The following is a 19,131-nucleotide window of genomic DNA, read 5'->3' on the forward strand; positions in this document are numbered from 1 at the left end:
GACGGCTCGAAACCCGCTGGAGCGATCGGCTTGGTGGACAGCCGCAGAGGTCTACCGGAAAAGCCTTGAGCGCCAGTGGAAATCCACTGGCTGAGATGGTGGTGCGGTGGCGAAAGCCCACCGCGGCAAGCGTTTTCCGGCGCGCGTCAGGCGTCGGCGGAGTTCTTGCGGTCCGTGTGGCCGAGGGAACGCTCCGGCGCCACCCGGTCGCGCACGAGCTGCTTGAGCACGCCGAGGTCCGGGAAGCCCTCCTGCTCCTTGCGCGACCACAGGGTCTCGCCGTCGAGCCGCACGTCGAACACGCCGCCGGTGCCGGGGATCAGCGCGACCTCACCGAGTTCGGCGGTGAACGTCGTCAGCAGCTCCTGCGCGGTCCAGCCCGCGCGCAGCAGCCAGCGGCACTGCGTGCAGTACTCGATCTCCAGACGCGGTGTCCTCACGTCTGCGTCCTGACGGACTGTCCGGAGCGCGTCGCGTCCCTGCCCCAGCTGGCCAGCAGCTGCAGCGCCTCGGCGGACGGTGTGCCGGGCTCCGCGTGGTAGGTGGTGAAGAACAGGTCCGGCTCGCTCGGCATCCGCAGCGACTCGTACGCCAGCGTCATCTCGCCCACGAGCGGGTGGCGGAGCACCTTCGTGCCGAAGGACTTCTCCTTGACGTCGTGCTTGGCCCAGAGCTGCCGGAACAGCTCGCTCTTCATCGACAGCTCCCCGACCAGGGCGGTGAGCTCGGGGTCGTTCGGGTAGCAGCCGGCGTCCATCCGCAGGAACCCCACGACGTCGGCGGCCTTGCTCTCCCAGTTGACGAAGAGCTCCTGGTAGGAGGGCTGGAGGAAGATGAAGCGCGCCCAGTTCCGGTCGCGCGGCTGCAGCTCGGCCCAGTCGCCGAACAGGGCGGCGGCCATCGGGTTCCACGCGAGGACGTCCGAGCGGCGCCCGCCGATGTAGGCGGGCACGCCGACGTTGTCGAGCAGGTGCTTCAGGGCCGGCCGGACCCCGCGTGAGGTCTTTTTCTTCTTCTTGTCGTCGTACGGGCAGGCGGTCAGGTTGCGCAGGTGCGTCTGCTCGGCGTCGCTGAGCCGCAGCGCGCGGGCGATCGAGTCCAGCACCTCGTCCGAGACGTTGCGGCCGTTGCCCTGCTCGAGACGCGTGTAGTACGCGACTGAGACGCCCGCGAGCTGCGCCAGCTCCTCGCGGCGCAGGCCCGGCACGCGGCGGGTGCGGCCGTAGCGGGGCAGCCCGACGTCGTCGGGGGTCAGCCGCGCGCGGCGGCTGCGCAGGAACTCGCTCAGCTCGGTGCGCGGGTCGACGGTCATGCGTCCGAGTATCCCCGGACGAGGCGAGCCGTGCCTGCTACTGCCAGTGGTAGGCACGCCAGTCGTACGAAGAGCAGGTGTCTGGGTAGCCGCCTCGGAGCGGAGCAGTGTCGTGGACGACACGACAACGAGGAGAAACCTGATGAGCACCGTCGCTGCCTACGCCGCTCCCGCACCCAAGGCACCGCTGGAGCGCACGACCATCGAACGTCGCGCGGTCGGCGCGCACGACGTCCTGATCGACATCAAGTTCGCGGGCATCTGCCACTCGGACATCCACCAGGTCAACGAGGGCTGGGGCCAGGGCATCTTCCCGATGGTCCCAGGCCACGAGATCGCCGGCGTGGTCGTCGAGGTCGGCTCCGAGGTCACCCGCCACGCCGTCGGTGACCGCGTCGGCGTCGGCTGCATGGTCGACTCGTGCCGCGAGTGCGAGAACTGCCTGCGCGGCCTGGAGCAGTACTGCACGGGCGGCAACACCATGACCTACAACGGTGTCGACCGCCACGGCGACGTCACCTACGGCGGCTACTCGAAGCAGATCGTCGTCGACGAGAACTTCGTGGTGCGGATCCCCGAGGGGCTCCCGCTGGACGTGGCCGCGCCGCTGCTGTGCGCGGGCATCACCGTCTACTCGCCGCTCAAGCACTGGGGTGTCGCGCCGGGCAAGAAGGTCGCCGTCGTCGGCCTGGGCGGGCTCGGCCACATGGGCGTCAAGATCGCCGCAGCGCTTGGCGCCGAGGTCACCGTGCTGTCGCAGTCGCTGCGCAAGAAGGACGACGGGCTCAAGCTCGGCGCCCAGGACTACCGCGCCACCAGCGACCCGGCGACGTTCACCGAGCTCGCGGGCACGTTCGACGTGATCCTGTCCACGGTGTCCGCGCCGCTCGACTTCGGCGCCTACCTCGGGCTGCTCAAGACCGACGGCGCGATCGTGAACGTGGGCGCGCCGGAGGAGCCGATCTCGCTGAACCTGTTCGGGCTGCTCGGCGGCCGCAAGACGCTGGCCGGCTCGATGATCGGCGGCATCGCCGAGACCCAGGAGATGCTGGACTTCTGCGCCGAGCACGGCCTGGGCTCGGAGATCGAGCTGATCGGCGCTGAGGAGATCAACACCGCCTACGAGCGGGTGCAGGCGAGCGACGTGCGGTACCGCTTCGTGATCGACACCGCCACGATCTGACGTCCGTGCCGTGCCCGCTCAGGCGGGTGGGCACGGCACCCCGGTCGCGTACGTCTTCGTGGCGCCCGCGATCACCGTGTCGAGCTGCAGGAGGGTCTCCTGCAGCTCTTCGATCTGCTTCACGACCGACGACCGGTGCCCGCGCAGCTTGGCCAGGACCTCCGGCGCCGCCACCCCCGTCACCACGCACGGCAGCATCTCCAGGATCGACGCGCTGGAGATCCCGGCGGCGTAGAGCTGCTGGATCAGCCGCACCCGGTCAACGGCGTTCTCGGCATAACGCCGTTGACCGCTCTGGCTGCGTTCGGACGCGAGAAGGCCCTGCTCCTCGTAGTAGCGCAACGCGCGCACGCTCACTCCCGTGCGTTCCGCCAGCTCACCGATGCGCATGAGACCTCCGCCACAAAAGCTACCTCTGACGTCAATGTCAGGTTTCTAGCCTAGCTCTCATGCTCCTCACCAGCTACCGCCTCGGAAACCTGATCCTGCCGAACCGCCTCGTGATGGCGCCGATGACCCGCGCACGAGCCGTCGACGGCAAGCCGACCGAGACCACGGCCACCTACTACGCCCAGCGCGCCACCGCCGGACTCATCGTCACCGAAGGCGTGCACCCGAACGCGGTCGGCCAGGCCGGTCCGTTCATGCCCGGCCTGCACACCGACGGCCAGGTCGAGGCCTGGCGGGTCGTCACGGACGCCGTGCACGCCAACGGCGGGCGGATCTTCGCCCAGCTCATGCACGGCGGCCGCATCGGGCACGCAGAGGTCGCCGGGCACCACCCCGTCGGCCCGTCGGCGATCGCGGCCGGCACCGACGTGTTCACCCCGGCCGGGATGAAGCCCGCGCCGGTGCCGCGGGCGTTGCCCACGGCGGAGGTCGCCGACCACGTCCAGGCGTTCGCCGACGCGGCCCGCAGGGCCGTCGACGCCGGGTTCGACGGCGTCGAGCTGCACGGTGCGAACGGCTACCTGATCCAGCAGTTCCTGTCCTCCAGCGCGAACGAGCGCACCGACGGCTACGGCGGCTCGATCACCGGTCGCATCCGGTTCGCCGTCGAGGCGGCCGAAGCGGCCGTGGACGCCATCGGGCCGGACCGCGTCGGCATCCGGCTCTCGCCCGGCGGCGAGATCCAGGGCATCGTCGAGGAGAACGTGCCCGTGCTCTACGGCGAGCTGCTGAAAGCGTTGCCGGACATGGCTTACGTCCACCTGCTCGCGACCGCGGACGACGAGGTGCTGATGGGGTTGCGCAAGGCGTGGCCGAGTGCGTTCATCCTCAACCCCGGCGGCCAGATCGGTCCGGAGCAGAGCACGCGCGAGCAGGGGGAGCGCTGGCTCGCGAACGGCGCCGACCTGATCAGCTACGGCCGCGCCTACATCGGCAACCCCGACCTGGTCGAGCGGTTCCGGCTGGGTCTGCCGCTCGCCGGCGCGGACCAGGAGACGTGGTTCCAGACCCCGCAGGGATACGTCGACTACCCCGCCTATCAGCACTGAAGAGCGCGCAGCAGGTGGTCCACGAGCCGTTCGAGGTAGTCGGGCCCGATCTCGGCGCGCCGCACGGACAGCCGCCAGTAGACCGGTGCCGCGACCAGGTCCAGGGCGATCTCGACGTCCAGGTCGGCCGGTAGCTCGCCCCGGTCGACCGCCCGCCGCAGCGTCACGGCGCCGAGCGCGCGCCGGGGCTCGCCGATCGTCGCCGCGATCGCCTCGGACAGCGCCGGATTGCGGACGGCCTCGGCGGTGAGGTCGGGCAGGATCGTCGCGAACCTCGGGTGCGTCAGCCAGTCGTGCACCGCCGTGACCGTGGCCAGCAGGTCGCCGCGCAACGAACCGGTGTCCGGAACCTCGGCCAGCGGCACGGAGAACTCCGACAGCGCCGCGACCACCATGTCCTGTTTGGACGGCCAGCGCCGGTAGAGCGCGCTCTTGCCGACCTCCGCCCGCTTGGCCACCGCCTCCATCGACAGCCGGCCGTAGCCGTGCAGGGCCAGCTCGTCGAACACGGCGTCGGTGATCGCCCGGGTCACGTGCGGCTGCAGGACGGCGGCGCCGGTCGGGGTGCGCTTGGTCATGGCGCACATCATAGGACTGGACGAGACGGTCCCGTCCCGCCTACTGTGGTGGATGGGACGGTACCGTCCCGTCCATTTCTTTCGGAGGAGCTTCCGTGGACCTCATCCCGAGGGCACTGCAACTGCTGCTGGACAAGGACATGATCGGCTTCGCCGGCCTGTGGGCCGAGGACGGCGTGGCGGAGTTCCCGTTCGCCCCGCCCGGCTGGCCGGCCAGGCTGGAAGGCCGCGCGGCGGTCGAGGACTACGTGCGCGACTACCCGGAGATGCTCGACATCCGGAGCATTCCGAGGCAGGTCGTGCACCAGAGCACCGACCCGGACGTCGTCATCGCCGAGTTCGAGGCCGAGGGCGTGGTGGTCGCGACAGGCAAGCCGTACCGGGCCTCGTACATCGTGGTCGTGACGACCCGCGACGGCGAGATCGTGCACTACCGCGACTACTGGAACCCGCTTCTCGCACAGGAGCTGTCGGCGTGAACACGCTGGTCATCGGAGGCACCGGCACGACCGGCAGCCGCCTCGCCGCCCTGCTGCCGGGCGCCCGCGTCGCCACCAGGAAACCGGTGCTCCCGGACCACGTCCGGTTCGACTGGGACGTGCCGGCGACGTTTGACGCCGCCCTGGACGGGATAGATCGTCTTTACCTGATCCCCCCGGTCGGAGTCGTCGACCCCGTTCCGGTGGTCGAGCCGCTGCTCGCTCGAGCGCGGCTCGTGCGGCGGGTGGTACTGCTGAGCTCGTCCGCGGTGCCGGAGAGCGCCACGGGGATGGGCGCTCTCCCCGCACTCGTCCGCACCCTGCCCGAATGGGCGGTGCTGCGGCCGTCCTGGTTCATGCAGAACTTCACCGGCGACCACCCGCTCGCGGCGGGGGTCCGGGCGGGCGAGATCGTCACGGCCACCGGTGCCGGCCGGGTCGGTTTCGTCGACGCCGGCGACATCGCCGCGGTGGCCGCGCGCGCGTTGACGGACGCCGTGCCGCACAACACCGACCACGTCATCACCGGTCCCGAGGCGCTGAGCTACGCCGACGCGGCCGCGATCATCACCGAGGTCACCGGGAAGCCCGTGCGGCACCGATCGATCAGCACCGCCGAGATGGCCGAACGGATCGCCGAAGTGCTGCCCCGCGACTTCGCCGCTCTCCTCGCCGGGCTCGACGAGGACATCCGCGAGGGAGCGGAGGACCGGGTCACCACGACCGTCCAGGACGTGACGGGCAGGCCCGCGACGTCGTTCCGGGACTTCATGAGGCGCGCGTCCACCGCGTAGCGCGCGTCAGCGCACCGATGCGCACGGCACGACGAAGAACCAGTCCTGCGGCTCGTGCTCCAGGCGGGCTTCGGTCGCTCCCGCGGCGCATTCCGCCTGGGCGCGCGCCAGGCTCTCGTCCCACGGAATGCCGGTCAGCACGGTCTTCGGTTCCCGGAACTGGGTGATGATGCTGACCACCACGAGGATCCCGACCAGGTAGCGGCTCCCGCCCACGACCAGGCGCTGCCAGGTCTTCGCCGTCGTCGCGTCGAGGCCCACGAAGATCGCCGTGAACAGGAACAGGCACGGCGCGATGCTGTAGCGCTGGCTGGTCATCACGACCTCCGGCGCCTGCACCTGCAGGACGTGCGTCCAGTTCAGCACCAGGCAGGCGACGATGACGATCACGCTGCAGGCGCCGGCGGCCAGCGCGAGCGCCCGCGAGGCCCGGTCGCCGAACCACAGCCCCGCGGCGATCGGCACGGCGGCGGCCAGCAGCGCGCCGAGGATCAGCAGGTTGCCGTGCGCCGGGTAGAACTCGCTGACCCGCTCCGACCCGGTGAACGCGACCACCGGCACCCGCAGCAGGCTCGCCAGCAGCACCTGCACCGGGTCGACCTCGTCGTGCGAGTACGGCGTGCGGGAGGCGAACAGCATCGTCAGGCCCTGCACGACCAGGGCGGCGAGGAACGCGATCGGCACCTCCTTGCGCGGCTGCAGGAGCCGCAGGAGCGCGATCGGTGCCAGGACGAACACCAGCGGGCTGGACAGGGCGGCGAGGACCACGAACAACGCGACCGGCACGCGCGGGGCGTTGCGCCACAACAACGCCCAGAAGGCGCCGTAGAGCAGGAACCAGTGCAGGTTCGCCATGTTGTTCAAGGTCTCGGAGTTGCCCGCGGGCAGGACGATGACCAGGGCCGACAGCGCGAACCGCATCGGCGTCGACCTCAGGTACGCCTTGGAGGCCGAGAACGTGATCAACGCGACCAGCGCCCGCAGCACCGCGGCGCAGACCGCGAACCCCGCGGCCGTCCACTCCCAGGGCAGCAACGCGACCAGTTGGGCGACCAGGCGGGGCAGCGCGTGCAGGTAGCCGCCGTAGGGGTCGGCCAGGTTCTCCAGCACCGGCGAGCGCACCGCGTCGACCATGAACCGGGCGCCGTCCTCGGCCCACAGGTGGTCGAGCCGCGACCAACCCGCGGGGATGACCAGCAGGAACGCCACCGAGGCGACGAACGCCGACAGCAGGCCCAGCCACGCGAGTTCGTGCCGCGGTTCGTCCGGCAGCGGCACCAGGCTGTCCGCCAGCTCGCCGGGTCGTTGCGTCGTGACAGCCACCAGTCGGTCCCCCATGTCCGATGCCAACCCCGGGGAGAACGTATCCGGTCAGCGCCGGACGAGATCCGGCAGGCGCTCGTACCGGGCCCACTGTTCAGCGGACACCGGGGTGATCGTGGACGAGTTCAGCGTCGCGATCTCGGCGGACCCGACCACCCACAGCTTGCCGTCGAGCAGCAGCCCGACCTGGCCCGAGGGGTTGGTCACCGCGGGCGCGCCCGCCGGGACGGTGAACGCGAGCTTCAGCGCGTCGACGCCCTGCGGCCGGGTGCCGAGCACTCCGCGCGCGAACTTCTCCGCCACCGAACGGCGCTCGAACCGCATCACGTTGCCGCCCACGACGACGTCGAGCGTGCGTTCCGGTGAGGGCACCGCGAAGCCGTTGAGCGCCTTCACCTCGGTCGCGGTGGCGCAGCCCTTGATCCCGACCGCGTCGAGGCCGAAGTGGGAGATGTTCGTCGGTCCCGCCGGGCCCTCGACGGTGCCGCGCAGCACGTCGAGCCCCACCCGTCCGCACGGGTCCCTGGTGTCGGCCGGCGCGTGGCCCTCCGGCGTGCGCAGCAGGCCGGGACCTTCCTCCCAGGCGCCGGGGATCAGCACCGTCTCGAACGGGTGGCGGGTGAAGTCCCTGTTCCAGAACGTGATGGTGGTGCCCTCGTCGGTCTCGTGGGCGATGGCGAACGACGACGCCGCCTCGATCCACATCCAGTCCGCGCTGAAGGCCTCGACCACCGACCGCGTGCGCGGGCCGTTGTTCGACGTGACCGCCTTGAAGCCCTGCTTGCCCAGCGCCTCGACGCCCTTGGTGAACGTCGGGTCCTTCGAGCGCAGCACGTACTGGCCGGCGCCGTTCTGGTGCGAGGCGAGGCCGGTGGTGTCGGTGAACATCAGGTACACCCAGCCGTCGAGGTAGATCGCCGACTGCTGGCCCGCGCCGTAGGTGTTCTCGCGGATGTTGTCACCGGCGGGGGCGACGATCGACTGGCCGCCCGCCTCGCGCGTCCAGGTGATGCCGTCCTTGCTGGAGGCGACGCCGACCGAGCTGCCGTTCGCGTGGTTGTCCCGCGAGGCGCCCGTGTAATACATGTAGTAGACGCTGCCGATCTTGATCAGCGACGGGTCGCACGTGTGCATCGCGTCGAAGCTGCCGCCGCTGCCCGAGAACACCGGGACCGCCGTCGAGAACGGCCCGCCCACCGTCGGACCCTCGCTGTAGAGGATGTCGTCACCGCCGGGCGGTGCCGCGCTCAGCTGGCTGCACCACCACGCGCGCACCTTGCCGTTGTCGACCATCACGGCGGGGGCGTAGTTGTACGGCGCGTCCCCGGCCCCGGCGATCACCGTGCCGGCGCTCTGGCGGCCGTTCTCGACGCTGAGCTTGATCCTGTCCCTGGGCGGCGCCGCGGCCGGTGCCTTCTTCGTCGACGTGGCCTTCTGCTGCTCGACCGGTGCTCCGACCGGGTCGCCCACCGCGGCGTTGGTGCACGCCGTGACCGCACTGACCAGCGCGAGCGCAGCGAGTGACGCGAGAGGTCGACGACTCAGGGGCACTCACCCATCATAGTGATCAAGTCCTCCGTCCGGGTGAAGTCCGCCAGCTGGTGGCTCTCGGCAGCGCGGTTCCGCTGCTCAGGGGCACCGAATCCCCGGGTCGAAGCGCCTGTGATGGTGGGCACACGCGTCGGTGCTGTTCGCGTCCTTCAGCCGACGGGTGGGTGTTCGCGGACCGCGCAGCGGCGGCGGAACCAGGCGAGGAACCTCGCCGGATCGCCGTGCTGGAGGATCGCCGACACCGCGCCGGTCAGCGGGAACATCGCGGCGTGCGTGCGAGCCCGGTCGTACAGCTCCGGCCTGACCCGCTCGACGAGGGGCCAGCCGTAGTTCGCGAACGCGGCCGCGTCGAGGGCGGGGTCGCCCGCGCAGGCGAAGTCCCAGTCGATGACCCCGCTGACCCTTCCGTTGTGCCAGCGCAGGTTCACCGGTGCCAGGTCTCCGTGCACGAAGCCCGTGGCCGGCGGCAGGTCGGCGAACCGTCGCAGGACTTCCGCGGCCTGGGCGCGTTCGTCGGCGCCGAGCAGCGGGAACACCAGTTCCGCGATCTTCTCCGCCACGTGCGGGCCGCCCGCGTGGTGCAGCGGTTCGTCGAGCAGGGCACGGAGTTCTTCGTCCGGCTCGACGTCCGCGAGCGCGTCGAGCACCTCGCGGACCGCCTCGTCGCTCGCGGTCCGCGCCGGTTTGCCGGGCAGGTACGAGATGACGACGTGGGCCTGGCCCAGCGGCAGGTCCAGCCTGTCCTCGATCACGTCCGGCACGGCGAACGGCAGGCCGAGCCGCGAGATTCGCCTGAGCGCCCGCGCGCGGCGTCGTGCGTCGGGCAGGTCCTGGCGGGGGAACCGAGCCACCCACTTCCCCTTCACCACGACGGCGTCGTTGAACGTGCCGCGCTCGAGCTTCGCGCCCGGTGTGGTGAGCAGTTCCTCGATGCCCATCAGCTGCCCAGGTAGTGGACGACGGCCATCACCCGGCGGCTCAGGCCGGACGAGCCGGACAGGCCGAGCTTGTCGAAGATCGCGTTGATGTGCTTCTCCGCGGCGCTCTGCGAGATGTGCAGCTGCGTGGAGATGCGGGCGTTGGTGAGGCCCTGGGCCATCAGCTCGAGAACCTCCTTCTCCCTCGCGGTCAGCGTGTCGATCGGGTCGACGTGCGTCGTCCTGGTCAGCAGCCTGCGCACGACCTCCGGGTCGAACGCCGCGCCGCCCGCCGCCACCCTGTCCAGCGCCTCCAGGAACTCGTCCACCTGCGCCACCCGGTCCTTGAGCAGGTAGCCGACCTTGCCTCCCGTGCTGGTGATGAGCTCGGTCGCGTAGCGGTTCTCCACGTACTGCGAGAGCACGAGCACGCCGACCTCCGGCCACCGCTCCCGGATCTCCAGTGCGGCGCGCATGCCGTCGTCCTTGTGGTCCGGCGGCATCCGGACGTCCGTCACCACGATGTCCGGCCGGAGCTCCCCGGTCGCCTTCAGCAGCTCCGGCGCGGTGCCGACGGCGGCCACGACGTCGTGCCCCTCCTCGGCGAGCAACCGGATCAGGCCCTCGCGCAGCAGCGTCGAGTCCTCGGCCAGGATCACCCGCACGGCACCCTCGCGCGGATCGTGGTGGGACCGCCCGGCGGACTGGTCACCTCGAAGTCCCCGTCCACCGCCTTGACCCTCCTCGCGAGCCCGGACAGCCCGGTACCGGCGGGGTCGGCACCGCCCACGCCGTCGTCGCGCACCACGACCACGATGCCGCCCCTGCCGTCCGCGCGCACGTGCACCTCGACCAGCGACGGGTTCGCGTGCTTGGCCGCGTTGGTGACGGCCTCGGACGTCACGAAGTAGATCACCGCCTCCAGCGCGGTGCCGGGCGAGGACCGCAGCCTGTTGTCGATCTCGACGCGCACGCTCGACCGTTCCGCCAGCACCTCGAGCGCCGTGTCCAGCCCCGAGTCGTCCAGCACGGCCGGGTAGACGCGCGTCGCGACCTCGCGCAGCTCGTCGATGGCCTCGCCCGCCGTGTCGTGCGCCTGCCGCAACAACTCCTGCAGCTGCTCCTCGCCCCTGGCCCGCTTCGCCCGGCCGATCAGCATGCCCAGCGCCACGAGCCGCTGCTGGACGCCGTCGTGCAGGTCGCGCTCGATGCGCCGCCGTTCGTCGTCGATCGCCTCGATCACCTCGGCCCGCGTGCTGGTCAGTTCCGCGACCCGCTGGCGCAGCAACGCCTGCTGGCTCGTCCCGAGCATCGAGGTGGCGAGCCACCGGTCCAGCACCGCGACGCCGACCACGCCGGCCGTCGTCACGAAGACGACCAGCGCACCCGGGATCGCCACCAGCGCGATCAGCCCGAGGGACACCCGGTCCGCGTCCTCGATGAGCGCCCAGTCGCCGTCGAACAGCCACGCCGTCACCATCGAGATCCCGACGGCGTACCAGGACACCAGCAGACAGATCACGCCGGCGCCGAGCGCGCCGACCAGCCACCGCGCCGCGAGGTAACGCCGGCATCCCTGACGTGTCAGCGGATTCGTGTGCACGGCCTGGTCGAACCGCGCGATCCTGCCGAGCTCGTACCCGGTCAGCCCCACCACGCCCACGCCGGTGGCCGCGGCGGCCAGACCGGCCACCCCCGTCAGCGACCCGATCGTGAGACCCACGAGCATCCGGAACCAGCCGCGCACCAACGAACCCGCGCTGAGCCTCTCCCCCTGATGCACGTTCGCCACCGTACTGACGTCCCCGCCCTCCGGCATTGCGGTTTACCGCAGTATCGCGCTGCGGTTTTCCCCACGATTCCCGACGGATGACCTCATGGTCCCGCCCCTTGCCCATTCCTAACGTGGACCTCGACCGATTTCACAGTCCTGCGAGGGGAAACAAATGCTGGCTGAATGGGCCGTCTCGTTGATGGAGTCACTGGGAGGGGTGGGCGCGGCCGTGGTCGTGGGCCTCGACAACCTGTTCCCGCCGATCCCGAGCGAGCTGGTGCTGCCCCTGGCCGGCTTCTCCGCGAGCAAGGGCGTGTTCAGCCTGCCCGCGGCGCTGTTCTGGACCACTGCGGGCTCGGTGGCGGGAGCCGTGGTCGTCTACTTCGCGGGAATGCTCCTGGGCCGCAGGAGAACCCGCGATCTGGTGGCCCGGATACCGCTGGTCCGCGTGACCGACTTCGACAGGACGGAAGCCTGGTTCACCCGGCACGGCACGAAAGCCGTCTTCTTCGGCCGAATGGTGCCGCTGTTCCGCAGTTTCATCTCCCTGCCCGCGGGAGTGGAACGCATGAACTTCCCGAAGTTCCTCGTGCTCACCACCGCGGGCAGTCTGATCTGGAACACCATCTTCGTGGGCGCGGGCTACCTGCTCGGCGAGAACTGGCACCGGGTCGAGTCCTACGCCGGTGTCTTCCAGAAGCTGGTGCTCCTCACCGTGGCCGCGGCCGTCGTCCTCTTCGTCGTCACCCGCCTGCGCCAGCGCTCGAAGGGCGACCCGGAGGCGACGCAGGTCTACCGCGCGTCAGGCGATGACGTTGCCGCACAACGTGGTTCGGACACGAAGGTGCCCCCAGGCCGGGGGAGTGGCCTGGGGGCACCTGGGCAGAGCTGGATCAGACGTCGTAGCGGTCCGCGTTCATGACCTTGTTCCACGCGACGACGAAGTCCTGCACGAACTTCGTGCCGGCGTCGTCACTCGCGTAGACCTCGGCGACGGCGCGCAGCTCGGAGTTCGAGCCGAACACCAGGTCGTTGCGGGTGGCGGTCCAGCGGACGGCACCGCTGGCGCGGTCGCGGCCCTCGAAGTTCTCCTCGTCCTCGGTGACCGACTTCCACTCCGTCTCCATGTCGAGGAGGTTGACGAAGAAGTCGTTGGTCAGCGTCTCCGGCTTGGCCGTGAGCACGCCCGCCTGCGAACCGCCGTGGTTGGCGCCCAGCACGCGCAGGCCGCCGATCAGCACGGTCATCTCCGGCGCCGAGACGCCGAGGAGGTTCGCCTTGTCGATGAGGAGGTACTCCGACGGCAGCGGGTGGCCCTTGCCGCGGTAGTTGCGGAAGCCGTCGATCGTCGGCTCCAGGACGGCGAACGACTCGGCGTCGGTCTGCTCCTGGGTGGCGTCCACGCGGCCCGCGAGGAACGGCACCTCGACGTCGTGGCCCGCGGCCTTGGCGGCCTGCTCGATCGCCGCGGCACCGCCGAGGACGATCAGGTCGGCCAGCGAGACCTTCTTGCCGCCGGTCGCGGAGCTGTTGAACGCCTCCTGCACGCCTTCCAGCGTGCGCAGGACCTGGGCGAGCTGGTCGGGCTCGTTGACCTCCCAGCCGCGCTGCGGCTCGAGGCGGATGCGGGCACCGTTGGCGCCGCCGCGCTTGTCGCTCTGGCGGAACGACGAGGCCGAGGCCCACGCGGTCTTGACCAGCTGCGAGATCGAGAGGCCGGTCTCCAGGATCTTGGCCTTGAGCGCCGCGACGTCCTCGGCGGAGATCAGCTCGTAGTCGCGCACGGGCAGGCGGTCCTGCCAGATCAGCTCCTCCTGCGGCACCAGCGGGCCGAGGTAGCGCTGGATCGGGCCCATGTCGCGGTGGGTCAGCTTGAACCACGCACGGGAGAAGGCCTCGGTGAACGCCTCGTGGCTCTCCGCGAACTTGCGCGAGATCGGCTCGTAGATCGGGTCGAAGCGCAGCGCGAGGTCCGTGGTCAGCATCATCGGCGTGCGGTTGAGCGTGCCGTCCTCGGGGTCCGGCACCGTGTTGGCGCCCGCGCCGTCCTTCGGCTTCCACTGGTGCGCGCCGGCGGGAGACTTGGTGAGCTCCCACTCGAACTGGAAGAGGTTCTTGAAGAACAGGTTCGTCCACTCGGTGGGCTTCTGCGTCCAGGTCACCTCCAGGCCGGAGGTGATGGCGTCGCGGCCCTTGCCGGTGCCGTGCGTGCTGATCCAGCCGAAGCCCTGCGCGTCCATCAGGGAGCCCTCGGGCTCGGCGCCGACCAGCGACGGGTCACCCGCGCCGTGCGCCTTGCCGAAGGTGTGGCCGCCGGCGATGAGCGCGACGGTCTCCTCGTCGTTCATGCCCATGCGGCCGAACGTCTCGCGGATGTCGCGGGCGGAGGCCAGCGGGTCCGGGTTGCCGTTCGGGCCCTCGGGGTTGACGTAGATCAGACCCATCTGGACGGCCGCGAGCGGGGACTCGAGGTCGCGCTCACCGCTGTAGCGGGAGTCGCCGCCGAGCCACTCGGTCTCCGGGCCCCAGTAGACGTCCTCGTCCGGCTCCCACACGTCGTTGCGGCCGCCGGCGAAGCCGAAGGTCTTGAAGCCCATGGTCTCCAGCGCGCGGTTGCCCGTGAAGATCATGAGGTCGGCCCAGGAGACCTTCTTGCCCCACTTCTTCTTGACCGGCCACAGCAGACGGCGGGCCTTGTCCAGGTTGCCGTTGTCCGGCCAGCTGTTGAGCGGGGCGAAGCGCTGCATGCCCGCGCCGGCACCACCGCGGCCGTCGTGGGTGCGGTAGGTGCCCGCGCTGTGCCACGCCATGCGGATCATGAACGGGCCGTAGTGCCCGAAGTCCGCGGGCCACCAGTCCTTCGACTCGGTCAGCACGGCGTCGACGTCGCGCGCCAGCTCGTCGAGGTCGACGGTCAGGAACTCCTTGCCGTAGTCGAGCTCACCACCGAACGGGTCGGCCTGGACGGGGTGCTTGCGGAGGATCCGGAGGTTGAGCTGGTTGGGCCACCAGTCTCGGTTGCCGCCGCCCTCGCTGGGATGGCTGCGGCGGCCGTGGGCGACCGGGCAGCCGCCGGCCTCCTCCACGTTCAGCTCGCTCAGCTTGGCGTCAGTGCTGTCGGACACGGGAATCCTTCCGGGTGTTCAGGAACTTTTCGCGGCGGTCGTGCACTCGGGGCAGGAGCCCCAGTAGATGACCTCGGCCTCGTCGATGGCGAAACCGTGGTCGTCGGATGCGTCCAGGCATGGCGCGTGGCCGACTGCGCAGTCGACGTCGGCGATGGCACCGCAGGATCTGCAGACGACGTGGTGGTGGTTGTCCCCGACGCGCGCCTCGTAGCGGGCGACCGAGCCCTGGGGTTCGATCTTCCGCAGCAGGCCGGCTCCGGTCAGCGCTCGGAGCACGTCGTACACGGCCTGGTGGGAGACCGCGCCGAGGTTCTGACGCACGACGCCGATGATCGAGTCCGTGTCGGCGTGCGGGTGGGAGTGCACTGCGGACAGCACTGCTATCCGCGGGGCCGTCACCCGAAGCGACGCTCCACGCAGCAGGCGCTCGAAATCGGAAGCCGTGGGCACGACCCCACCCTGCCGCCTTTTCTGGAATGAGTCAAGTTAATGAATGGTGCAATTCACCCGAAGCGGTCATCGCCGCAGGGTGGACAGGGCGTCGGCCAGCCGCCGGACGCCCTCGGCGAGCACGTGCTCGGGGGCGCCGCCATAGGTCAAACGGAGAAAACTGCCCGGTGGTTCAGCGGCGAACCACGGGCGGCCCGGGAACACCACGACGTCCCGTGCGGCGGCGGCCGTCGTGAGCTCCAGGTCGTCGACGTCGTCGGGGAGCTGTGCCCACAGGTGCAGCCCGCCGGACGACCTCGCGACGTCCAGTTCGGGCAGGTGCTCGCCGAGCGCGCGTCTCAGAGCATCACGCCGGGACCTCAAGGCCTGCTGGAGCGTGCGCAGGTGCCGGCGCCAGACGGGGGACGTCACGAAGTCGATCGCCGCCTCCTGCAACGGCCCCGCGACGTACAGGTCCTGCCGGGAACGGGTGTTCTTCAAGCGGATGCCCGCCGGGCCGCGGGCCCCGATCGCGGCGACGCGCAGGCCCGGCGCGGCGACCTTGGTGAGCGAGCGGACGTAGACGACGTGGCCGTCGGTGTCCTGCGAGACCAGTGTCGGCGGCGCGGTGCCGTCGACGGTGAAGCCGCGCGCCCAGTCGTCCTCGACCAGGAACGCGCCCACGGCGCGGACGATCCGCATGACCTCCGCGCGCCGCTCGTCGGACAGCACCGCGCCGTGCGGGTTCGCGTGCAGCGGCTGGCAGTAGAAGATCTTCGCGCCGGTGCGTTCGAAGGCGGCCTGGAGCAGGTCCGGCCGCACCCCGTCCTGGTCCGCCGGCACCGGGACGACCTTGAGCCCGGCGTCGCGCGCCGCCGCGATCGCGCCGAGGTAGGTGGGGGACTCGACCAGCACGGCGTCACCGCGGTCGCCGAGCCCGCGGAACACCGTCGCGAGTGCCTCCTGGGCGCCCGCGCACACCGTGATGTCGCCGGCCCTGAGCTCACCGCCGGCCTCCTTCGCGAACCACGCGCGAAGCTCCTCCCGGCCCTCCACCGGGACGCGTCCCCACGAGGCGGGGCGGCGTGCGGCGCGGCTGAGCGCGGCGCCGAGCGCGTCCACGGGCTGCAGAGCGGGGTCGAGGTAGCCGCTGGTCAGCGGGATCGCCTCGGGTTTCGGCACCGCGAGGAGGCTCGCCACCAGGTCCTCGCCGGGCCTGCCCTCGCCGAGCGCGACGGCCTGCCACGACAGGTCGTGGCTCACTGCCGACGTCCGAGGGGCGACGTAGCTGCCCCGGCCGGGGCGCACCTCGACCAGTCCTTCGGCTGCTACTCGCTGGATCGCCTGCTGGACCGTCGCGGGTGACGCCCGGTGCCGCGCCATCAGTTCGCGCACCGAGGGCATGCGGTCGCCGACGTGGCCGGACCGTGCCGCTGCTCTCAGGTGCTCGATAACGCGGGCAGCTGCGTTATCCTCATCCATGAGAGCCAAGAGTAACGTTATCGTGCCAGCGGGGGTAACACTCGGCGCGCTCGGCGTCCTGGGTTTCAGCTTCTCCCTGCCGGCGACCCGCCTGGCAGTGGCGGGAATGGACGCGTGGTTCGTCGCGTTCGGACGCGCCGTCGTCGCCGGGCTCCTGGCGATCGCCTACCTCGCGTTATCGCGAGCGCCCCTCCCGTCGGTGACGCAGGTCCGCCGCCTGCTCGTCGTCGCCCTCGGCATCGTGGTCGGCTTCCCGCTGCTCACGTCCCTGGCCCTCACCACGCAGACCTCGGCCCACGGCGCCGTCGTGATCGCCGTGCTGCCCATGTCCACGGCGATCTGGGCGGTCCTGCGCGCCGCCGAACGCCCACCCCTCAAGTTCTGGCTCTCCAGCGGCGCCGGTCTGCTCGCGGTGCTGGCGTTCGTGGCCACCGGCGGCGGCTTCTCCGGCTCGCTGAGCCTGGCCGACGGCTACCTGCTGGTCGCCGTGGTGCTGTGCGGCCTGGGCTACGCCGAGGGAGGCGCGCTCTCCCGCGAGTTGGGCGGCGCCAGGACCGTCTGCTGGGCGCTGGTCGTCTCGTTGCCGGTGACGATCCCGATCTCCTTGTACACGGCCGACTTCTCACGCGCCGGCACAATCGTGTGGCTCAGTTTCGCTTACGTGTCGGTGATTTCGATGTTCTTGGGCTTCTTCGCCTGGTACGCGGGCCTGGCCGCGGGCGGCGTGGCCAAGATCGGCCAGATCCAGCTGGCCCAGCCGGTGCTGACGCTGCTGTGGTCGGCGCTCGTGCTGGGCGAACAGGTCGGCTGGCCGGCTCTCGCCACCGCGGCCGTCGTGCTCGTCTGCGTCGTGCTGACCCAACGCAGCCGCGTGCCCCACGGCAGTACGCCTCTGAACACGCCCGAACTCGCACGCTAGCGGCGGGCCAGCTTCTCGAGCTTCATGTTCGGTGCCTGCCCGCACGTGTACTGGCCGTTCTGCAGGATGAACGGGTCGCCGGCCCTCTCCGCGTCGCCCGCCTCGAGGTAGACGCGTTTCAGCGTCGCGAGCTGGGTGGGCTGGTCGGCGGCGAGGAAGTCGCGGCAGGTGTGGGAGCCCGTGAGAGCGGGGATGCTCCCGCCGGCCGGGTCGCCAGGGTCACCCGTGGTCAAGTTGTTGATCACCGCCCTGCCGGCCAGGAGCAGCCCCGCCACGGCCACCACGGTCACGAGGATGCCGCCGAAGCTGGTCTTCTTCTTGCTGTTGTCGGTGTTGTTGCTGCCGCTGACGTCGCCGCCGGCGATGACACCTCCGGTCGCGGTGATCGAGCCGCCGGCGGAGATCGTGTTGCCCTGGACGGCCGGCAGCTGCGCGGTGACGGACCGGCGAAAAGCCCGGTCGTCCTCCAGCAGCCGGGTGACCTCGCTGATGAGGGCCTGCGGGTCCAGGTCAGCGAGGTCGTACCTCTCGAAGAGGGTCTGCAGGGCCTGCGCGCGGTGCACCTCGTCGGGCCGGTGCAGCTGCCTGAGCTCCAGGCGCCGCACCAGGTCGACGGCCGTCGTCGCTGCCTTCCTCACGAGCCCGTGGCCGGGGAGAGGCAGTAGACGGCGTCGTCGGGTTCGTGCTTGAGCTGGATGCCGCCGAACGTGCTGCCGTTCGGGCAGGACTTCTCGTACTCGAGCACGGCCGTGATCTTGTACACCGGATCCGTGATGGACTTCGCGTCGAAGCCCTTCGTCGTGGGGCAGTCGGCCGCGGTGATGTCGGTGCCGCCCAGCGACACGCGCGTGCGCACGCACTCGCCGACCTTGTGCTTGCTGTCCAGCAGGCCGCAGCCGGACGCGGTCAGGGCGATGACGAAACCCAGCGCCAGCAGTCTTCTCATCAGTTGTCCTTCCTCCGGCGCCACCACGGGCTGTGGCGGTGCTCTGCGGTGGTCACGTCCCGACCGGCCAGGACGCCGTTCTCGACCCGGATGTCGCCGCCGGCGCTGATGTGGGCACCGTTGTGGTGCGGCGCGGGTGGGGCCGGTGCGGGTGGTTCCTGAGCGGGTGGCGCGGGTGGGGGGACGACGCCTCCCGGCACGTGCAGCCAGGCCCGCACGGTCGTCTCCTCCGCCCGCACTTCGACGGGGTGGAACACGCGGCCGGCCATTCCGGGGTAGTCGTGCCGCACGGTGCTCTCGTACAGCGAGTCCGACACCACCACGGCGCAGCGCGCGGCCGACCCGGTCAGCGCCTCGCGCAGCACCCGCGAGCCGAGCAGCCGGAACGGCAGGATCACGTCCGAGCCGGCGAAACCCTTGACGTCGCGGTGGATCTCGCCGCCGTGGGCGGCGATGCGCACCTGCATCGCCGTCCCGTCGGGGTTGGCGGGCGCCTCGGCGACGCGGCGCATCAGTTCGGTGAGGACGGGTCCCAGCACGGCGGTCTTCGGCACCGTCGCCGGTACGACGACGAGGACTGCGGCACCGCGGTCCTCGTGCGAGCAGTCGTCCCAGCACACGCCGGCCGCGTCGAACGACTCGGCCACCAGCTCGTGCAGCAGTTCCCGCACGGACAGCATGTCCGGGTTGCTCAGGTCGCTGAAGGACCGGACTTCGACCACGAGTACCAAGCCGGGCAAGGGATCCATGCCGGCCAGTGCAGCACCGCGCGCGGCGCGTTTCGCGCCTACTGCGTCACGTGCGGCACAGCGGCCAC

The 19,131-nt window shown here is 70.7% G+C and carries 21 protein-coding genes; 6 read left to right on the top strand and 15 right to left on the bottom strand.

The window, feature by feature from the left end:
• Nucleotides 1-146 precede the first annotated feature (146 nt).
• Both ORI60_RS21470 and ORI60_RS21475 read right to left on the bottom strand, forming a co-directional pair.
• Nucleotides 147-440: a SelT/SelW/SelH family protein gene (locus tag ORI60_RS21470; protein WP_266039555.1), complete on the bottom strand. Its 294-nt coding sequence runs from the start codon at nucleotides 438-440 to the stop codon at nucleotides 147-149.
• The gene (locus ORI60_RS21475; protein ID WP_266039557.1) at nucleotides 437-1,312 is read right to left on the bottom strand and encodes a helix-turn-helix domain-containing protein; all 876 of its coding nucleotides are present in this window, start codon (nucleotides 1,310-1,312) and stop codon (nucleotides 437-439) included. Before ORI60_RS21475 ends, ORI60_RS21470 begins: the two co-directional genes overlap by 4 nt.
• Nucleotides 1,313-1,454: 142 nt before the next feature.
• Here ORI60_RS21475 and ORI60_RS21480 point away from each other — a divergent pair, with 142 nt between their 5' ends.
• Nucleotides 1,455-2,495 carry an NAD(P)-dependent alcohol dehydrogenase gene (locus ORI60_RS21480; RefSeq protein ID WP_266039558.1) on the top strand — a complete coding sequence of 347 codons (1,041 nt, stop codon included), beginning with the start codon at nucleotides 1,455-1,457 and terminating at the stop codon, nucleotides 2,493-2,495.
• Between the two features lie 18 nt (nucleotides 2,496-2,513).
• Here ORI60_RS21480 and ORI60_RS21485 read toward each other — a convergent pair whose 3' ends face one another.
• The gene (locus tag ORI60_RS21485) at nucleotides 2,514-2,885 is read right to left on the bottom strand and encodes a MerR family transcriptional regulator (RefSeq protein ID WP_266039559.1); all 372 of its coding nucleotides are present in this window, start codon (nucleotides 2,883-2,885) and stop codon (nucleotides 2,514-2,516) included.
• 59 nt (nucleotides 2,886-2,944) lie between these two features.
• On the opposite strand from ORI60_RS21485, the gene ORI60_RS21490 reads away from it, so the two are divergent.
• Nucleotides 2,945-3,994 (top strand): alkene reductase, encoded by a 1,050-nt coding sequence (locus ORI60_RS21490; RefSeq protein ID WP_266039560.1) that lies wholly within the window; start codon nucleotides 2,945-2,947, stop codon nucleotides 3,992-3,994.
• On the opposite strand, the gene ORI60_RS21495 is transcribed toward ORI60_RS21490, so the two are convergent.
• Nucleotides 3,985-4,572 (bottom strand): TetR/AcrR family transcriptional regulator, encoded by a 588-nt coding sequence (locus ORI60_RS21495; protein ID WP_266039561.1) that lies wholly within the window; start codon nucleotides 4,570-4,572, stop codon nucleotides 3,985-3,987. The two genes, ORI60_RS21490 and ORI60_RS21495, sit on opposite strands and share 10 nt — an antisense overlap.
• 95 nt (nucleotides 4,573-4,667) lie before the next feature.
• On the opposite strand from ORI60_RS21495, the gene ORI60_RS21500 reads away from it, so the two are divergent.
• Nucleotides 4,668-5,051, top strand: coding sequence for a nuclear transport factor 2 family protein (locus tag ORI60_RS21500; protein ID WP_266039562.1), 384 nt, complete (start codon nucleotides 4,668-4,670; stop codon nucleotides 5,049-5,051).
• Complete coding sequence (locus ORI60_RS21505; RefSeq protein ID WP_266039563.1) at nucleotides 5,048-5,845, top strand: ergot alkaloid biosynthesis protein; 798 nt, start codon at nucleotides 5,048-5,050, stop codon at nucleotides 5,843-5,845. Before ORI60_RS21500 ends, ORI60_RS21505 begins: the two co-directional genes overlap by 4 nt.
• A gap of 6 nt (nucleotides 5,846-5,851) precedes the next feature.
• On the opposite strand, the gene ORI60_RS21510 is transcribed toward ORI60_RS21505, so the two are convergent.
• The 5 genes from ORI60_RS21510 to ORI60_RS21530 all read right to left on the bottom strand — a co-directional run bounded on the left by ORI60_RS21510 (nucleotide 5,852) and on the right by ORI60_RS21530 (nucleotide 11,419).
• Complete coding sequence (locus ORI60_RS21510) at nucleotides 5,852-7,168, bottom strand: hypothetical protein (RefSeq protein WP_266039564.1); 1,317 nt, start codon at nucleotides 7,166-7,168, stop codon at nucleotides 5,852-5,854.
• A gap of 48 nt (nucleotides 7,169-7,216) precedes the next feature.
• Nucleotides 7,217-8,719 carry a beta-xylosidase gene (locus tag ORI60_RS21515; RefSeq protein WP_266039565.1) on the bottom strand — a complete coding sequence of 501 codons (1,503 nt, stop codon included), beginning with the start codon at nucleotides 8,717-8,719 and terminating at the stop codon, nucleotides 7,217-7,219.
• A 149-nt stretch (nucleotides 8,720-8,868) separates the two neighbouring features.
• Nucleotides 8,869-9,657, bottom strand: coding sequence for a phosphotransferase (locus tag ORI60_RS21520; RefSeq protein ID WP_266039566.1), 789 nt, complete (start codon nucleotides 9,655-9,657; stop codon nucleotides 8,869-8,871).
• Entirely contained in the window at nucleotides 9,657-10,301 is a 645-nt protein-coding gene (locus ORI60_RS21525; RefSeq protein ID WP_266039567.1) for a response regulator transcription factor, read from the bottom strand. The genes ORI60_RS21520 and ORI60_RS21525 overlap by 1 nt, the downstream gene beginning before the upstream one ends.
• On the bottom strand, nucleotides 10,292-11,419 hold the full coding sequence (locus ORI60_RS21530; RefSeq protein ID WP_266039568.1) for a sensor histidine kinase: 1,128 nt from the start codon (nucleotides 11,417-11,419) through the stop codon (nucleotides 10,292-10,294). Before ORI60_RS21530 ends, ORI60_RS21525 begins: the two co-directional genes overlap by 10 nt.
• Nucleotides 11,420-11,582: 163 nt before the next feature.
• On the opposite strand from ORI60_RS21530, the gene ORI60_RS21535 reads away from it, so the two are divergent.
• Nucleotides 11,583-12,332, top strand: a complete 750-nt coding sequence (locus ORI60_RS21535; protein WP_266039569.1) for a DedA family protein — start codon at nucleotides 11,583-11,585, stop codon at nucleotides 12,330-12,332.
• On the opposite strand, the gene katG is transcribed toward ORI60_RS21535, so the two are convergent.
• The 3 genes from katG to ORI60_RS21550 form a co-directional block, all read right to left on the bottom strand.
• The gene (katG, locus tag ORI60_RS21540) at nucleotides 12,304-14,535 is read right to left on the bottom strand and encodes a catalase/peroxidase HPI (RefSeq protein ID WP_266039571.1); all 2,232 of its coding nucleotides are present in this window, start codon (nucleotides 14,533-14,535) and stop codon (nucleotides 12,304-12,306) included. The two genes, ORI60_RS21535 and katG, sit on opposite strands and share 29 nt — an antisense overlap.
• 18 nt (nucleotides 14,536-14,553) lie before the next feature.
• Nucleotides 14,554-14,988 carry a Fur family transcriptional regulator gene (locus tag ORI60_RS21545; protein ID WP_030481444.1) on the bottom strand — a complete coding sequence of 145 codons (435 nt, stop codon included), beginning with the start codon at nucleotides 14,986-14,988 and terminating at the stop codon, nucleotides 14,554-14,556.
• Between the two features lie 66 nt (nucleotides 14,989-15,054).
• Complete coding sequence (locus ORI60_RS21550; protein WP_266039573.1) at nucleotides 15,055-16,449, bottom strand: PLP-dependent aminotransferase family protein; 1,395 nt, start codon at nucleotides 16,447-16,449, stop codon at nucleotides 15,055-15,057.
• A gap of 22 nt (nucleotides 16,450-16,471) precedes the next feature.
• Here ORI60_RS21550 and ORI60_RS21555 point away from each other — a divergent pair, with 22 nt between their 5' ends.
• Nucleotides 16,472-17,368, top strand: coding sequence for a DMT family transporter (locus ORI60_RS21555; RefSeq protein WP_266039574.1), 897 nt, complete (start codon nucleotides 16,472-16,474; stop codon nucleotides 17,366-17,368).
• Here the strand turns inward: ORI60_RS21555 and ORI60_RS21560 are convergent.
• Genes ORI60_RS21560 through ORI60_RS21570 form a run of 3 tightly spaced genes read right to left on the bottom strand, consistent with a single transcriptional unit; the run spans nucleotide 17,365 to nucleotide 19,063 of the window.
• Nucleotides 17,365-18,006 carry a hypothetical protein gene (locus tag ORI60_RS21560; RefSeq protein WP_266039576.1) on the bottom strand — a complete coding sequence of 214 codons (642 nt, stop codon included), beginning with the start codon at nucleotides 18,004-18,006 and terminating at the stop codon, nucleotides 17,365-17,367. The genes ORI60_RS21555 and ORI60_RS21560 overlap by 4 nt on opposite strands.
• The gene (locus ORI60_RS21565; RefSeq protein ID WP_266039577.1) at nucleotides 18,003-18,314 is read right to left on the bottom strand and encodes a hypothetical protein; all 312 of its coding nucleotides are present in this window, start codon (nucleotides 18,312-18,314) and stop codon (nucleotides 18,003-18,005) included. Before ORI60_RS21565 ends, ORI60_RS21560 begins: the two co-directional genes overlap by 4 nt.
• On the bottom strand, nucleotides 18,314-19,063 hold the full coding sequence (locus ORI60_RS21570; RefSeq protein WP_266039578.1) for a hypothetical protein: 750 nt from the start codon (nucleotides 19,061-19,063) through the stop codon (nucleotides 18,314-18,316). The genes ORI60_RS21565 and ORI60_RS21570 overlap by 1 nt, the downstream gene beginning before the upstream one ends.
• Nucleotides 19,064-19,131: the final 68 nt, after the last annotated feature.

The organism is Lentzea sp. NEAU-D7 (assembly GCF_026242055.1).
Lineage (GTDB): Bacteria > Actinomycetota > Actinomycetes > Mycobacteriales > Pseudonocardiaceae > Lentzea.

Coding starts and splice junctions, on each gene's coding strand:
- ORI60_RS21475 (WP_266039557.1), bottom strand. CDS start 1,312: ATGACCGTCGACCCGCGCACCGAGCTGAGCGAGTTCCTGCGCAGCCGC.
- ORI60_RS21535 (WP_266039569.1), top strand. CDS start 11,583: ATGCTGGCTGAATGGGCCGTCTCGTTGATGGAGTCACTGGGAGGGGTG.
- ORI60_RS21490 (WP_266039560.1), top strand. CDS start 2,945: ATGCTCCTCACCAGCTACCGCCTCGGAAACCTGATCCTGCCGAACCGC.
- ORI60_RS21565 (WP_266039577.1), bottom strand. CDS start 18,314: ATGAGAAGACTGCTGGCGCTGGGTTTCGTCATCGCCCTGACCGCGTCC.
- ORI60_RS21485 (WP_266039559.1), bottom strand. CDS start 2,885: ATGCGCATCGGTGAGCTGGCGGAACGCACGGGAGTGAGCGTGCGCGCG.
- ORI60_RS21570 (WP_266039578.1), bottom strand. CDS start 19,063: ATGGATCCCTTGCCCGGCTTGGTACTCGTGGTCGAAGTCCGGTCCTTC.
- ORI60_RS21495 (WP_266039561.1), bottom strand. CDS start 4,572: ATGACCAAGCGCACCCCGACCGGCGCCGCCGTCCTGCAGCCGCACGTG.
- ORI60_RS21550 (WP_266039573.1), bottom strand. CDS start 16,449: ATGGATGAGGATAACGCAGCTGCCCGCGTTATCGAGCACCTGAGAGCA.
- ORI60_RS21520 (WP_266039566.1), bottom strand. CDS start 9,657: ATGGGCATCGAGGAACTGCTCACCACACCGGGCGCGAAGCTCGAGCGC.
- ORI60_RS21480 (WP_266039558.1), top strand. CDS start 1,455: ATGAGCACCGTCGCTGCCTACGCCGCTCCCGCACCCAAGGCACCGCTG.